Raw genomic sequence first — 15,087 nt, forward strand, 5'->3', positions numbered from 1 at the left:
CACCGGCTCATTACGCTGACCTCGATCACGAGGAGGCGACATGACCGCTCTGCGCTGGGGTGTGCTCGGTTCGACGGCGTCCATCAGCAGGCAGGTGGCCCCCGCGATCCACCGCGCGCCGGGCAACGCCGTGACGGCGGTCGCCGGGCGGCCCGGCCGGGTCGAGGCGTCGACGGCGTTCGCCGAGCCGTTCGGCGCGCGCGTCCACGACGGATTCGACGCGCTGTTGGCCGACGTCGACGTGGACGCCGTCTACATCGCGCTGCCCAACACCGAGCACGTCCGGTGGACGCTGCGCGCGCTCGACGCGGGCAAGCACGTGCTGTGCGAGAAGCCGATGGCGCTCTCCGCCGCCGACGTCGACCGGATCGCCGATGCCGCCGGCGACCGGACGGTCATGGAGGCGTACATGTACCGCTTCCACCCCCAGCAGCGCCGCGTGGTCGAACTCCTCGCCGGCGGCGAGATCGGCGAGCTGCGCGTGGTGCGCGCCGCCTTCGCCCACCCGATGGACCCCGGCGGCATCCAGTACGACCCGGCGTTGGGCGGCGGCGCGACCTGGGACGTCGGCTGCTACGGGTTCGACGTGGCGCTGTGGGCGTTCGACCGGACCCCGGGCAGCGTCCGCGCCCGCTTCCACGCCGAGGGCGGCGCGGCCGTGGACACCACCGGCGCGGCCACCCTCGACTTCGGCGCGGGCCGCTGCGCGCTGATCGACTACAGCTTCGACTACGGCCCGCGCTCCCGCTACGAACTCCAGGGCACCCGCGGCTCGATCTCGGTCCGCAACGCGTGGGCGTACTCCGACGAGGAGTGCGTGATCACCGTGGTGACCCTCGACGGCACCCGCGAGGAGACCCTGCCCGCCGCCGACCCGTACCAGCACCAGGTGGAGGCGTTCCACGAGGCGGTGCGCACCGGGACCGCCCCGCTGGTGTCCCTGGCCGACTCGCGGCGCACCGCCCGGGTGGGGGAGGCGCTGGTCGAGTCGGCCGGGACGGGCGCCGACGTGCGGCTCAGCTGAGCGTCGCGGCGGCTTCGACGGGCGGGGTGCGCAGCACGTACGCCGTGGACAGCAGGGTGGACAGCAGCGTCAGCCCGCTGACCGCGCCGACGATCGTCAGGTAGATCCCGATCGGCCCGCTCGGCCACCACGAGCCGTCCATGGCCAGCGCGAACGGGATCAGCGTCACCAGCGAGACGATCCCGCCGAGCAGGATGCCGCCCAGCGACACCACCACCGCCTCGACGCCGACCATCCGCAGGATCTGCCCGTGGGTGGCCCCGATCAGGCGTTGCAGCGCGAACTCCCGCCGCCGCTCGCCGGTCGCGATCACCAGCGTGTTGACCAGCGAGATCACCGTGTACGCCAGGATCATCCCGACCAGCAGGTAGTTGACCCAGGCACCGGTCTGCTCGCCGCCTCCGCCACCGCCGCCGGCGGAGGTCTCGGCCGGGTCCATCACCCGCAGGTTCGGGTACTTGTCGGTCAGCGCGGTCAGCGCGTCCGTGCCGCCCTTGACCAGCACCCAGCTGATCTGCCCGCCGTTGGCGTGCTTGAGCACCAGGTCGACCGGCATCAGCGCGGACTCGAACGACCCGCTGTGCACCGCGACCACCTTGGCCTGCACGAACTGCCCGTCGCGGAGCTTGAGCTTGACGGTGTTGCCCACCGACGTGCCCAGCTCGTCGGCCCACTTCTTCGGCAGCACCACCGCGTCGCCCCGCAGGTCGGCCACCGACCCCTCGCTGAGCGGGACGGCCAGCGTCTGCTCCACCGCACCCGGCGTCACGCCCAGGACGGTGATCTCGTCGTCGCCGTCCCCGTGGTCGGCGAAGTACGCCTCGGTGTCGACCAGCGCGGACGCCGCCCGCACCCCGGACAGCCCGGCCGCCTCGGCGACCACCTCGGCGGGCAGCGCGCCCGACGAGCTGCCGATGACGGCGTCGGCGCGCAGGTTCTCGGCGAAGCCGCCGGACCCGCCCGCCTGCGTGGTCTGGAGGTAGATCAGCGCGGTGGCCAGCCCCGTGGCCAGCATGACCGGCGTGATCGCGCCCGCCACCCGCACCCGCCGCGCGCCCGCGTTGAGCACCGCCAGGTACCCGGCCAGGCCCGCGAGCGCCCGGACCGGCCACCGCAGCACGGCGATGATCACCTTGGCTGCGGCGGGGGAGAGCAGCGCGACGCCCGAGGCCCACAGCATCGCCGTGGGACCGGCCGTCGACGCGGCCACCGGCCCGGACATCACCAGCGCGGTGATGACGCTCAGCGCGACGCCGCCGCCCAGGCACACCAGGGCGAAGACCAGTCGCGGCACGGAGAACCAGCGGCTCTGCAGACTCGCCTCCATCAGCGCCTCGGTGGGCTTGGTGACCGCCGCGCCCCGGCCCGCGACGAACGCGGCGACCAGCGCGCTGAGCATCGAGATGCCCGCGCCGGCCGCGATCGGCACCCAGCCCTGCCGGAACGCGAGCTGGGCGGGCGCGACGCCGGCCCCGGCGAGCTGGGTCAGCAGCCACTGCCCGAGGTACCCGCTCAGCGGCCACCCGAGCAGCGTGGCGAGCACCGCGACGAACGCCGTCTCGCCGAGCACCAGCCGGCGCAGCTGCCCCGGCGTCGAGCCGATCGCCCGCAGCAGCGCCATCTCGCGGTGCCGCTGCTGCACGGACAGCCCGAGCGTGCCGGCCACCACGAACATCGCCACCATGATCGCCAGCCCGCCGAACACCGCGGCCAGCGTGATCACGCCCTCGCCGCCGCCCCGCGCGTCCGGGAACTCGGCCAGCCCGCGCTCGTCGCCCGCCAGCACCACGACGTCGCGGCCGCCGACCGCGCCGGCCAGCGCCTCGCGGACCGAGTCGGCCGAGGCGCCCGGTTCGAGCAGCACGCCGAACAGGTCGACCTTGCCGGGCTTGGCGTAGAGCCGGCGGCCCTCGTCGTCGGCGAAGTACGCGACCGGGGCGTCCACCGGTCCGGACAGCAGCCCGACGACCTGGTACTGCCGGTTCTTGCCGGCGATGCCGAGGTTGATCCCGGTGCCGACCGCCGCGCCGGACTTCGCGTCCAGCACGACCTCGTCGGCGGCCTGGGGCGCCCGACCGGTGTCCACCCGGTACGGCGTGAGTTCGAGCGCCGACCACAGGTGGCCGGTCGCGTCGCCGGCGGGCAGCGCGATCGGGATCGACACGTCCGGCACGACCTTGGCCACGCCGGGCACGTCGGCCTTGGCGGCCAGCGTCTCGGCGATCGGCGGCCGTTCCAGGTAGGTCGGGTCGCCGGCGACGAGTAAGGGCGCGTTGGCGAGCCGTTGCGGCGCGACGGCGTTGCGGATGCCGGACTCCATGAGCCCGCCGCAGGCCATCACGATCGCGGCGCCGAGGAACAGGGCGATGAAGGACGCCGCGAACCCGCCGACGCGGAAGCGGAGCGTGCGCAGTGCGAGGCCGAGCATCAGCGGAGCCCACCTGTCAGGTCGGCCGCGGGCACGTCGGCCCAGGCACCCAGCTGGGTCATCCGCTCGCTGACCGCGTGCGCGGTCGGCGAGGTGAGTTCGCCGGCGATCCGGCCGTCGGCGAGGAACACCACGCGGTCGGCGTGCGCGGCGGCGACCGGGTCGTGGGTCACGATCACCACGGACTGGCCCACGTCGCGCACGGCCTGCCGCAGCAGCGCCAGGACCTCCAGCGCGGTGCGGGTGTCCAGCGCGCCGGTCGGCTCGTCGCCGAAGACGACCGCCGGCCGGGTGATCAGCGCGCGGGCGATGGCCACCCGCTGCTGCTGGCCGCCGGACAGCTCGCCCGGCCGGTGACCCTTCCGGTCGGACAGTCCCACCCGGGCGATGACGTCGTCCACTTCGGCCCGTTTGGCGCGCCGGCCCGCCAGGCGCAGCGGCAGCTGGATGTTCTCCACGACGGTGAGCGCGGGGAGCAGGTTGAAGGACTGGAAGACGAACCCGATCCGCTCGCGGCGCAGCTCGGTCAGCTCGCGCTCGCTCAGGCCGGTGATGTCCTGTCCGTCGAGGACGACGGTGCCCGACGTCGGGCGGTCCAGGCCGGCCGCGCAGTGCAGCGCGGTGCTCTTGCCGGACCCCGACGGACCCATCACGGCGGTGAAGGTGCCGCGCGCGATACCGAGGGTGACTCCGTCAAGGGCGACGACGCCGTTGCGCTCATTGCCGTAAACCTTGCGGACCGAATGCAAGAGCACCACGTCGTCCGAGTCTTGATTCGGAGACATTTTCACGTTCTAGCTCCCCACGTGACCAATCGGGTGTGTACCCGCGCGCGGCAGACCATACGGACGGGGCGCGCGGCGCGGCACTGGTGCAGACCCCCCGATCCGCCCTCCGGCCGGCCGGAGGAAGTCGCTGTCCCGCAACGGTCCGGCCACCGGTGTCGCCGACGGTCGAGTAGGTGGTGCGCGGCATCCTAGCCACCGTTTCCATAATTTCCGGCGATGCTCCGGCAAAGAATGGGCAACTGCCGAAACGCCGCGCGCGTCCGGGGAGGTGAGGTACGTTGTAACGGCCGCCCGGCTCCGCCCGAGGGATTGGTTAATACCGGTCCGAACGGTCGCACGACGCTCCACGCGTGAACCCCGAGAACCGACGCGAAGGGGTTGGACAACCATGCACCTGGAGATTCGGCACGCGCGGGTGGTCATGACGCTCGCCGAGGCCGGCAGCATCTCGAAGGCCGCGGCCAAGCTGTCGTTGCCACAGCCGAGTCTCACCGCCCAGTTGCGGCGGATCGAGAAGGCGGTGGGCGGCGACCTGTTCGTGCGCTCGGCGTTCGGCATCACGCCGACCCCGCTGGGCGAGCGGTTGATCCCGATGCTCGCGGACCTGGCCACCAGGGCGGACGCGGTGGTCGCCGAGGCGTCCTCGCTGTCGTCGGGCATCCTGCGCATCGGCAACGCCGAGTGGACGCCGGTGACGCTGCGCCGGGCGCTCCAGTCGTCGCTGCCCTCGGTCGAGGTGCAGACGGTCACGCTGGACCCGGCGCTGGGCGTGGACGCGGTGAGCCGGGGCGAGCTGACCGCCGCGCTGGTGCCCAGCCCCGAGGCGGTGGACGGGGTCCGCGACCTGGACCCGTCGCTGGCCAAGGAGGTCATCGTCCGGGAGCCGATCTGGCTGGCGCTGCCCCGAGACCACGCGCTGGCCCGCCGGACTACGGTGAGCCGAAGGCACATGGTCTCGCTGAGCTGGGTGCAGCACGTGCCGGGCCACTGGTTCCACCCGGTGGAGGAGCACCTGTTCCGCAAGCTCGACCACCCGACCCCCGAGGTGCTGCACTACGCGGGCGGCCACGCCGAGGCGATGAGCTGGGTGCGCGACGCGGGCGCGGCGGCCCTGGCCACCCCGACCGGCTCCACCGCCGACGTCAGCCTGGTCGCGATGACCGAGCCGCTGCGCAGCCGGATGCTGCTGGTCTGGCGGCCGGGCTCGATCCACCCGAACACCCTGCGCCAGCTGATCGACGCCCTGCGCCGGTACTACTGCGACTACGCCCGGACCATCCCGCGCTACTGGAACTGGATGACCGAGCGCCCCACCGACTTCCCCGAACTGGCGAACTTCCTGCCCCGGCCCAGCCGCTGGTGGCCCCGTGACTCGGGCCCCGAACCGCCCACCGGTCCCACCCAGCGCAGCGCCGCCACCTGATCCGCCGCCGCCCGCACGCGCCCGCCCCGCCGCCGGCGGCTCAATCGTGTCCGACCCGTCCCGCGCGCGGTGCCGCGCGGCCGCCCGGCGGGCCCGCGCGGAGGGGTCGGGTTCTATCTTCTTTCTATAGCGAAACCACCGGTCAGCGCCTTGTCAGCCCGGTGTCAGCGACCCTCGCGAACCTTGTCCCGCAACCAGGAGAAGGCCCTAGCTAGGAGGTCGCACATGACGGCGTTGGTGGCGGTGTCGAGTCACCTGCCGGAGACGGTGGCCGTCGCGGACCTGCAGGACTCGCTGGGGCTCGACGACCAGCAGGTGCGCAGGTTCACCCGGCTCTACGGCCTGGACCGGATCTGCAAGTCGCCGCTGTCCGAGGCCGAACTGCTGGTCGCCGCGGCCGAGAAGCTCGACGGCCTGCGCGGTCAGGAGGACCGGGTCCGGTACGTCATCCGGGCCAAGGGGATGCGCACCACGGCCCCCTACCCGGTCAGCCCGGTGCACGAGGTCCGCGAGACGCTCGGCCTGCGGCACGCCAAGACGCTCGCCGTCGCCGACCACGGCTGCGCCACCGGCCTGCTGGCCATGGACGTCGCGGGCACGCTGCTCGCCGCCGACGGCGACCCGGACGCGCTGGCCCTGATCCTGGCCGGCGACAAGACCTTCACCCCGTTCACCCAGTGGGTGCAGGACACCTCGATCATGGGCGAGGGCATGGCCGCGATCCTGGTCGCGCCCGACGGCGACCGGGACACCGTGCGCGGCTACGCGAGCCGCATCCACGGCCGCACCGACGGCGTCATCGACCTCACCCCGGAGATCGCCAAGCACGCCCGCAGGATCTACCAGGACGCGCTGGCCGAGGTGGTCGGCGCGGCGACCGAGGAAGCGGGCATCGGCATTCCCGACATCGACCTGGTGCTGCCGCACAACGTCAACCGCGTGTCGTGGACCGTGGCCGCGAAGAACCTCGGCCTGCCCAACGACAAGTTCTTCCTGGACAACCTGTCCGCCACCGGCCACTGCTTCTGCGCGGACCCGTTCATCAACTACCAGACGGTGACCGAACTGGGTCTGCTCAAGCCGGGCGACAAGTACCTGATGACCGCCGCCGGCCTCGGCCAGACGTTCGCCGCGATGGTCCTGGAGCACTGACATGGACGATTTCACCCGCAGGCTCAAGACCGCGCTGCTCGGCATCACCGACGGCTCGCTGGCTTTCCTGGGCAATTTCGAGGTCGAGGAGCGCTGGGCGCTCGGCGAGCACACCCTGCCCCGGCTGTCCGCCGCCGGCGGCGCCGCCGTGGTGAACCACATGGACGAGTTCGCGCTGCTGCTCGCCTCCGGCGAGGACCACGTGGTGCTCAAGTCCGCGCCCGACCCGGACTTCCTGGCCTACCTGCGCGGCCTGGACGTCGACCTGCCGACCGTGCACGTGGTCGCGGACTCCGACCCGGCCCGCACGGTCACCGCCGACGCGCTCGCCGACCCCGCGCTGGTCGAGCGCCTGCGCGGGCTGGCCGCCCAGGGCGTCCGGCTGACCGCGCACGGCGTGTCCGACGTCGAGGAGGCCCTCGCGCGCGCCAGCGGGATGCCGCTGGCCGCACCGGACTCGGTCACCTGCAAGGCGGTCAACAGCAAGGTCTACAGCAGGCGCGCCGCCGACGAACTCGGCCTGCGCCAGCCCGCCGGGTGGGCGTGCGAGACCGTGGACGAGCTGCGCGCGGCGTTCGACGGCGCGCGCGAACTCGTCGCCGCCGGCCACAAGGTCGTGGTGAAGGAGGCGTTCGGCGTCTCCGGCAAGGGCATCGCGGTGCTGGAGAGCGACCGCCGGATGGACCGCCTGCTCGGCCTGATCGCCAAGGCGGTGGACAAGTCCGGGCAGCCCCGGGTGGCCTTCGTGGTCGAGGACTGGGTGGCCAAGCGCGCCGACCTCAACTACCAGTTCACCGTGGGCCGCGACGGCGACGTGCGGTTCGACTTCGTCAAGGAGCTGCACACCGAGGGCGGCGTCCACAAAGGACACCGGATGCCCGCGCGGCTGTCCCCGGCGCAGGTCGCCGAACTCACCGACACCGCCCACCGGCTGGGCAAGAAGCTCGCCGCGGACGGCTACTTCGGCGTGGTCGGCGTGGACGCGATGGTCGACCCCGACGACGGGCTGTACCCGGTCGTGGAGATCAACGCGCGCAACAACATGTCCACCTACCAGGCCCGGGTGCAGGACCGGTTCGTCGGCGCGGGGCAGATCGCGCTCGCCCGGCACTACCCGGTGCGGCTCACCGGCCGGCTGCCCTTCGCCGAGGTCCGCGCGCTGCTGGACGGCCTGCTGCTGGACCGCGCGGGCGGCACCGGCCTGCTGGTCAACAACTTCGCCACGGTGAACGCCGGCCACCGCGCCGCAGCGACGTTCGACGGCAGGCTCTACGGCCTGCTGGTCGGCACGTCCGACGAGCAGATCGCGGCAGTGGACGACGAGATCACCGCCCGATTGGAGGCACGGCCGTGACGCGTGAGTTCGAGGTCCAGGGCATCGGCATCACCGAGATCGCCGAGCGGTACGGCACCCCGCTGTACCTGTACGACGGCGACGACCTGGCGTCCCGCGTGGACGAGCTGAAAGCCCGGCTGCACCCGCGCCTGGAGTTCTTCTTCTCGATGAAGTCGAACCCGAACATCGGCGTGCTCTCGGTGCTGCACTCGCGCGGCGCGCGGGCCGAGGTGTCGTCGATGGTCGAGCTGGTCACGGCGCTGCGCGCGGGCGTGGAACCGGCCGACATCATCTTCCTGGGGCCGGGCAAGAGCGAGCCGGAGCTGCGCGCCTGCCTGGAGCACGGCATCTACGCCATCGTCTGCGAATCGCTGGGCGAGCTGGAGATCATCGACCGGCTCGCCGCCGAACGGGGCGAGCGCGCGTCGGTCGCGCTGCGGGTCAACCCGAGCTTCTCGGTCAAGGGCTCCGGCCTCACCATGGGCGGCAAGCCCCGCCAGTTCGGCATCGACGAGCAGGAGCTGTTCACCACCGAGGGCCTGGTGGCGCGGCACCCGAACGTCCGGTTCCTCGGCGTGCAGGTGTACATGGGCACCCGGATCCTGTCCGAGGAGGCGATCGCCGAGAACACCGAGCGGATCTTCGAGCTGGCCGACCGGCTGGCCGCGCACCTGGGCATCCCGCTGGAGCTGGTGGACATCGGCGGCGGCCTGGGCGTCGCGTACTTCGACGGCGAGCGCGACCTCGACCTGGAACTGCTGGCCGCGCGGGTCAACCCGATCCTGGCCGAGTTCGCCGACCGGCACCCCGGCACCCGGCTGGTGATGGAACTCGGCCGCTACCTGACCGCGACCTGCGGCACGTACGTCGTGCGGGTCCGGTACGTCAAGGAGTCCATGGGGGAGCGGTTCGCCGTCGCGGACGGCGGCACCAACCACCACATGGCGGCCGTGGGCATCGGGTCGTTCGTGAAGCGGAACTTCCCGATGCGCGTGCTCAACCGGCTCGACGAGCCCGCCTCGGAGAGCTGGCACGTCACCGGCCCGCTGTGCACGCCCAACGACACGCTGGGCAAGAAGGTCCAGCTCCCGCCCGTGCAGCCCGGCGACCTGGTCGGCGTCGAGCGGTCCGGTGCCTACGGGCCGACCGCGTCCCCGGTGCTGTTCCTCAGCCACGGCTACCCGGCGGAGGTTCTCGTCCACGGCGGCCGGGCGCACCTGGTGCGCTCGCGCGACGAGACCGAGGACCTGTTGCGCCACCAGCACCTCCCCGAACCAGCCGCCGCCACCGTCATCACCGAAGGAAGCGCATCATGAGCGAATCCACTGCCGTCGCCTCCCGCGAGCGGATCGTCGACGCCATCACCACCGTCCTGGCCCAGGTGCTGGACTACGAGCTGCCCGAGCTGAGCGAGCAGTCGCGGCTGTTCGACGAGCTGGGGCTGGACTCGACCGGCGTGTTCGAGCTGCTGATGCAGCTGGAGGAGGCGCTGGAGGTCGAGTTCGACACGGACAACCTGGAGATGGCGCACTTCGAGACGGTCCGCTCGCTGGCCGACTTCGTCGCGGCGGAGATGGACCGCTAGGCCATGTACCGGACCACCGCACCGGTCTCCCGCTCGGGCGCGCCCGCCACCACCCTCGGCCTGGCCGGGGTGGTGCGCGCGGTCGGCGTGCCGGACGGGCGACTGGACGACGAGTTCTCCCTGCGCCACTTCACCGACCTGACCTCGGGCCACGACGCGGCGCTGCGGCCGGACCTGCTCACCTCCGGCACCACGTTCACCGCGCTCACCCGCGCGCTGCACGAGCAGCTGGAACCGCTGGCCGGGCCGGTGGACGTGGCGATCATCGCGCACGCCACCCCGGACCTGGACTGCCGGCTGGCCGCCGCGACCTACCTGTCCGAGGCGCTGCCCAACGGTCCGCTGTCCTTCTCGGTGTCCGACGTCGGCGTGTGCGCGCCGTTCACCGCGATCCGGCTGGCCCGCGACTACGCCGCGCGGCACGGCTACCGGCGGGCACTGGTGGTGATCGCCGACCAGGCCACGCTGCCCTACGACGTCGCGCACCGCCCGGCCGGCGACGCCGGCGTGGCGCTGCTGCTGGAAGCCGACGCCACCCCGCTCGCCCTGGTGCACAAGGCGGGCGTGGCCGAACGCGACCTGCCCGCGGTGCTGGCGTCGGTGCTCGCCGAGATCGTCCCGGACGGCGCCCGGCCTCCTGTCGTGCTCGGCGCGGGCGTCGACCCGGACGTGCTGCCCGGCGGCGTCGGGGTGGTGCGGTCCGCGCGGGCCGGCTACCCGTGCACGGCGCTGTGGGACGGCCTGGCCGACTCGCTGGAGCGCGTGGTCCTGGTCGAGCACGACCCGGTGACCGGCGACCTCGGCGTGGCGTCGGTGGGTGGGACGCCGTGACCACGTTCGTCCGGGTGGGCGCGGAGCAACTGGCGCGGTGCCACCGCGCGGCGCGGGAGGAGGGCCTGGCCCCGGCGCTGACCGTGCTGCGCGCGCTGGTGCTGCCCGGCCTGCTGCCGTGCGGGCCCGGCGGGCACGCGGTCGTGCCGCAGGAGGTCGCGGCGGGCGCGCACCGGGTGTGGCTGGACGGCGTGACCGCTTCCCGCTCGGCCGACGAGGAGTCCACAGTGGACTCCATCGACCTGCCCGGCGGCACGGTCGTGCTGCTGCGGCACGGGATCGGCTCGCGCGGCGCGGACGTGCACGCCGAGCAGCGGGCGTCCTGGCAGCTGGGCCTGGTGTGGCTGCGGCTGGGGTTGTCCGAGGCGCTGCGGGAGACCTGCATGCGCTACCTCAACGGCCGGCGGACCGGCTCCACCACGCTGCTCCAGCAGCAGATGGTGAAGTCGACGGTCGCGGACGGGCTGATCGAGCACCTGGAGGTGCGCGCGGTGCTGACCGGCGTGGACGCGGGCGACCTGCCCGAGGTCATCCTGGCCCACCTGCACGCGAGGATCACCGCGGCGGACCGCTGGCTGGTGAACCTGCTGGGTGCCAGTGGCTACCTCACCGGCGGCCCCGGCCAGGCGGCGCACGTGTCCGAGCTGGTCGCGGAGGCGTACCTGCGGGCGGAGTCGTGACCGCCCTGGACGCCCGCCTGGTGGCGCTGCGCGACCAGGTGCGCGAGTGGGGCGGGGACTTCCGCCGGCTCGGCCTCGCGCTGGACCGCGACCCGGAGCTGATCCGGCGGCACTTCGACCTGCCCGCCGTGCGCTACCTGTCGACCATGGGCATCCCGCCGGAGTACGGCAACATGCCGATCCCGATCGGCGGCAACCGCTTCTACGGCACGCTGGCGCTGGAGCGGGCCATCATCATGGAGGAGCTGGCCTGCGCGGACGTCGGGATGCTGGTCGCCTCGCCGGGCCCGCTGCTGGCGGGCGTGCTGGTGGACCTGCTGGCCGACGAGGCGCAGAAGGAGTGGTTCTACGGGCGGATGCTGGAAGCCCCGCTGTGGACGTTCTTCGCGCTCACCGAGCCCGACCGGGGTTCCGACGCGGGCGCGCTGACCACCACCCTGACCCCGGTCGAGGGCGGCGGCGTGCTCTCCGGCGAGAAGCGGTACGTGGGCAACGCGTGCCGCGCACAGCTCGGCGTGGTGTTCGCCCGGGTCGGCTCCGGTCCGCTGGGCATCAACGCGGTCCTGGTGGAGACGCCCGCGGAGGGCTTCAAGGCCGAGGCCCTGGACACCCTCGGGTTGCGCGGGGCGCGGATCAGCGCGATCACCCTGGACGGCGTGCACGTGCCGGCGGAGCGCTTCGTCGGCCGCCACCTGTCCCCGTCGCGGCGGGGCATGTGGGCGTTCGTGCAGACGTTCAACCTGCTGCGGCCCGGCGTCGCGGCGATCGCGTTGGGCATCGCCCGCGCGGCGCACGAGTACGTGGTCGAGCACCGGACGTCGCTGCGCCGCGACGAGCAGGACCGCCTGGACCTGCTGGGCCGCCGCATCGAGGCGACCCGGGCCCTGGTGCACCTGGCGGCCCGCGCGGTCGACGCCCGGACCAGTGACGGGTACCTGGCGTCGGCGGCCAAGGCGCGGGCGGCGCAACTGGCGATGGACGCGGCCCGCGAGGCGTGCGGCTACTTCGGCGTCGGTGCCCGGTTCGACCACCCCCAGTTGGACAAGCTGGTGCGCGACGCGCGCGGCATGGAGTTCATCGAGGGCACGTCGAACATGCAGAAGCTCAACCTGTTCCAGGGCCTGTTCACCGGCAAGCTGGACCGCGACGACCCGTTCCGGGTGACCGTCGGGAACTAGCGCGCCGGGACGCGGTGGCCGTGCCCGAGGATCGCGGGCACGGCCACCGCGGCGGACGTCCGCCGGCGGTGGTCCTCAGCGGCGACCGGTCCCGGGCAGCCGCAGGCGCATGAGGTCCTTGCCCACGACCACCTTGCCGCGATACCCGCCCCTGCGCGCGCCGGCGGCGGCGCGTTCCTGCCAGCGGGCGTGCGACTGGAATTCGCCGATGTGGCTGAGCACCAGGGAAGACGCCTCCGACCGGCGTGCCACGGCACCGAGGTCGAGCACGTCGGTGTGGGTGGCGCGCATGTGCTCGACGAACTCCTCCCCGGCCCCGTGGTCGTGCCACCACTCCGGATCGCTCGCCTCGTGCACCAGGATGTCCGCGTTGCGGGCGAGCGTGGGGATGTTGGGCGTCGACGTGGTGTCCCCGGAGAAGACCACGCTCCCGTGCGCCGTCTCGAACCGGTAGGCCAGGCTGGGGAAGACCGCGCCGTGCGACACCAGGATCGCCGTCACCTCGACGTCGTCGTTCCGCATCACCGGGAAGGGCTTCATGACCGGGGCGGTGTCGCCGATCGGCGACGCGCCGACGTCGGGCAGCCCGACCTCGTGCACGCGCAGCACCCGGGCGGGGTCGAACCCGATCCCCTCGGCGATGAACGTGTTGGCGGAGTGTGCGAACGCCTCGTTCGACAGCCGCGTCAGATCGGCGAGCCCCGGCGTGGGGCGGTGCGGCGCGACCCACTCCGCGCCGGGCACGGCGGGCAGCGCGCCGGCGCCGGGCGGCCCGTGGACGTCGATCTGCGGCACCCGGCCGGTCCTGGACCTGACCAGGGGAGCCAGGAACGTGGCGAAGGTGAAGTAGTCGGCGATGTGATCGGCGTGCAGGTGGGTGATGAAGATGCCCTTGAGCCGTTCCGGGGCCAAGCCGGAGCGCACGTACTGCGACACCGCGCCGAGACCGCAGTCGACCAGGTAGACGTTGCCCCGGACGACGAGCGCACTGGCGATGCCGAACCGCTCGACGCCGGGGGACGGGCCCGCCGCGGTCCCGAGCAGGACGAGTTCCGCGCCGTCGGTGGCCGGCGGCGCACCCGACGCCCCGGCACCGCCCGGTGCGCCGAGGGCGGTGAGCCCGGCCGCGAGGGCGGTCGAGCGCAGGATCGTCCGCCGGTTCACCGGCCCTGATGAGCGATCGCGTTCCCTGTGCATGGGGAGGTTCCTCTCCGCGTCGGTGTGACGTCCGGTGGATGCCGTCCGCGCACATCACGGTGGATCGGCCGCCCGACTCCCGTCCCGGTCGCGGCGGGTCGGCGGCTGCGATGCGCGGTGCGAACGAGGTCGAGCATGGCGCGCACCCCGACGCGCTCGCATCGGTGGTCGTCGCCTAGTGCGTTGACCACATACGTTCACCGGGTTGGGGACACGCCGGACAAGATCCCCGACGCCGGTTCGTGGTGATCCCATGCTCGGTGGTGTCGTAGTCGCCGCCGAGCATGAGGACGGGTCGATGGCCGAGCCGGTCAGAGCACGTCGATTAACCGAGGACGAGGGCCGTCGTCTGCTGAACTACGTGCGTCGGGGCAGACAGGGCACGATCCGGATGCGCCGGGCGATGATCATCCTGGCCTCGTCGTCCGGAACCCCGGCCCCGTCGATCGCGCGACTGGTCGCGGCGGACGCCGACACCGTGCGGGACGTGATCCACGACTTCAACGCCCGCGGCCTGGCGGCGCTGGACCCTAGGTGGGCGGGAGGCCGTCCCCGCCTGATCGGCCCCGACGACGAAGCGTTCGTCGTGGCGACGGCCAAGGCCCGCCCCGCGAGGGCGGGCCTGCCCTTCACCCGGTGGAGCCTGCGCAAACTCGCCGCCCACCTGCACCGCAACCCGCACCGCCGGGTCCGCATCGGCCGGGAACGGCTCCGGCAGATCCTGCACCGACATGGGATCAGCTTCCAGCGCACCCGGACCTGGAAGACCTCCAACGACCCGGACTTCGACGCCAAGCTCGACCGCATCGACGAGGTCCTCACCCGGTTCCCGCAGCGGTGTTTCGCCTTCGACCAGTTCGGGCCGCTGTCGATCCGACCGCACCACGGCTCCGGCTGGGCACCCCGTTCCCGACCCTCCCGGCTGCCGGCGACCTACCGGCGCACCCACGGCATCCGCTGTTTCCACGGCTGCTACTCCGTCGGCGACGACACGCTCTGGGGTGTCACCCGCCGCCGCAAGGGCGGCGACCACAGCCTGGCCGCCCTCAAATCGATCAGGACGGCCAGACCCGACGGCGCACCGATCTACGTGATCATGGACAACCTGTCGGCCAACAAGACCCCCAAGATCCTCACGTGGGCCGCCGACAACAACGTCGAGATATGCCTGACCCCGACCTACGCCTCCTGGGCCAACCCGATCGAGCCGCAGTTCGGACCACTGCGCACCTTCGTCATCGCCAACTCCGACCACCCCAACCACACCGTCCTGGCCAGACGGCTCCAGGAACACCTGCGCTGGCGCAACGCCAACGCACGCCACCCCGACATCCTCGACGCCCAACGCCGCGAACGAGCACGCATCCGCAGCGAACGCCACCAACGCTGGGGCCGACCACAACCCCGAGCGGCCTGACCAACCCGGCCAACCTATGTGGTCAACGCACTAGGTCGACGACCACCG

The 15,087-nt window shown here is 72.8% G+C and carries 13 protein-coding genes; 10 read left to right on the top strand and 3 right to left on the bottom strand.

Translation table 11 applies throughout. The features are described from left to right. The first annotated feature begins 40 nt into the window (after nucleotides 1-40). Nucleotides 41-1,024, top strand: a complete 984-nt coding sequence (locus tag AC0HI0_RS05000; RefSeq protein ID WP_480931054.1) for a Gfo/Idh/MocA family protein — start codon at nucleotides 41-43, stop codon at nucleotides 1,022-1,024. On the opposite strand, the gene AC0HI0_RS05005 is transcribed toward AC0HI0_RS05000, so the two are convergent. Next, nucleotides 1,017-3,452, bottom strand: coding sequence for an FtsX-like permease family protein (locus AC0HI0_RS05005; RefSeq protein ID WP_480931055.1), 2,436 nt, complete (start codon nucleotides 3,450-3,452; stop codon nucleotides 1,017-1,019). The two genes, AC0HI0_RS05000 and AC0HI0_RS05005, sit on opposite strands and share 8 nt — an antisense overlap. Next, nucleotides 3,452-4,237, bottom strand: a complete 786-nt coding sequence (locus AC0HI0_RS05010; protein WP_480931056.1) for an ABC transporter ATP-binding protein — start codon at nucleotides 4,235-4,237, stop codon at nucleotides 3,452-3,454. Before AC0HI0_RS05010 ends, AC0HI0_RS05005 begins: the two co-directional genes overlap by 1 nt. A 391-nt stretch (nucleotides 4,238-4,628) precedes the next feature. On the opposite strand from AC0HI0_RS05010, the gene AC0HI0_RS05015 reads away from it, so the two are divergent. The 8 genes from AC0HI0_RS05015 (at nucleotide 4,629) to AC0HI0_RS05050 (ending at nucleotide 12,425) form a co-directional block, all read left to right on the top strand. Further along, nucleotides 4,629-5,663 (top strand): LysR family transcriptional regulator, encoded by a 1,035-nt coding sequence (locus AC0HI0_RS05015; RefSeq protein WP_480931057.1) that lies wholly within the window; start codon nucleotides 4,629-4,631, stop codon nucleotides 5,661-5,663. 225 nt (nucleotides 5,664-5,888) lie between these two features. Continuing rightward, the gene (locus tag AC0HI0_RS05020; RefSeq protein ID WP_480931058.1) at nucleotides 5,889-6,815 is read left to right on the top strand and encodes a 3-oxoacyl-[acyl-carrier-protein] synthase III C-terminal domain-containing protein; all 927 of its coding nucleotides are present in this window, start codon (nucleotides 5,889-5,891) and stop codon (nucleotides 6,813-6,815) included. A gap of 1 nt (nucleotide 6,816) precedes the next feature. After that, entirely contained in the window at nucleotides 6,817-8,169 is a 1,353-nt protein-coding gene (locus AC0HI0_RS05025) for a preATP grasp domain-containing protein (protein ID WP_480931059.1), read from the top strand. After that, nucleotides 8,166-9,467, top strand: coding sequence for a type III PLP-dependent enzyme (locus tag AC0HI0_RS05030; protein WP_480931060.1), 1,302 nt, complete (start codon nucleotides 8,166-8,168; stop codon nucleotides 9,465-9,467). The genes AC0HI0_RS05025 and AC0HI0_RS05030 overlap by 4 nt, the downstream gene beginning before the upstream one ends. Continuing rightward, nucleotides 9,464-9,736 (top strand): acyl carrier protein, encoded by a 273-nt coding sequence (locus AC0HI0_RS05035; protein WP_480931061.1) that lies wholly within the window; start codon nucleotides 9,464-9,466, stop codon nucleotides 9,734-9,736. Before AC0HI0_RS05030 ends, AC0HI0_RS05035 begins: the two co-directional genes overlap by 4 nt. 3 nt (nucleotides 9,737-9,739) lie before the next feature. After that, nucleotides 9,740-10,567, top strand: a complete 828-nt coding sequence (locus AC0HI0_RS05040) for a beta-ketoacyl-[acyl-carrier-protein] synthase family protein (RefSeq protein WP_480931062.1) — start codon at nucleotides 9,740-9,742, stop codon at nucleotides 10,565-10,567. After that, nucleotides 10,564-11,247, top strand: a complete 684-nt coding sequence (locus AC0HI0_RS05045) for a DUF2786 domain-containing protein (RefSeq protein WP_480931063.1) — start codon at nucleotides 10,564-10,566, stop codon at nucleotides 11,245-11,247. Before AC0HI0_RS05040 ends, AC0HI0_RS05045 begins: the two co-directional genes overlap by 4 nt. Further along, nucleotides 11,244-12,425 carry an acyl-CoA dehydrogenase family protein gene (locus AC0HI0_RS05050; RefSeq protein ID WP_480931064.1) on the top strand — a complete coding sequence of 394 codons (1,182 nt, stop codon included), beginning with the start codon at nucleotides 11,244-11,246 and terminating at the stop codon, nucleotides 12,423-12,425. Before AC0HI0_RS05045 ends, AC0HI0_RS05050 begins: the two co-directional genes overlap by 4 nt. 75 nt (nucleotides 12,426-12,500) lie before the next feature. Here AC0HI0_RS05050 and AC0HI0_RS05055 read toward each other — a convergent pair whose 3' ends face one another. Continuing rightward, entirely contained in the window at nucleotides 12,501-13,589 is a 1,089-nt protein-coding gene (locus tag AC0HI0_RS05055) for an MBL fold metallo-hydrolase (RefSeq protein ID WP_480931065.1), read from the bottom strand. Between the two features lie 331 nt (nucleotides 13,590-13,920). Between AC0HI0_RS05055 and AC0HI0_RS05060 the strand changes: the two genes are divergently transcribed. Beyond that, the gene (locus AC0HI0_RS05060) at nucleotides 13,921-15,039 is read left to right on the top strand and encodes an IS630 family transposase (RefSeq protein ID WP_480934257.1); all 1,119 of its coding nucleotides are present in this window, start codon (nucleotides 13,921-13,923) and stop codon (nucleotides 15,037-15,039) included. Nucleotides 15,040-15,087: the final 48 nt, after the last annotated feature.

This window comes from Saccharothrix sp. NBAS 001, assembly GCF_056640475.1.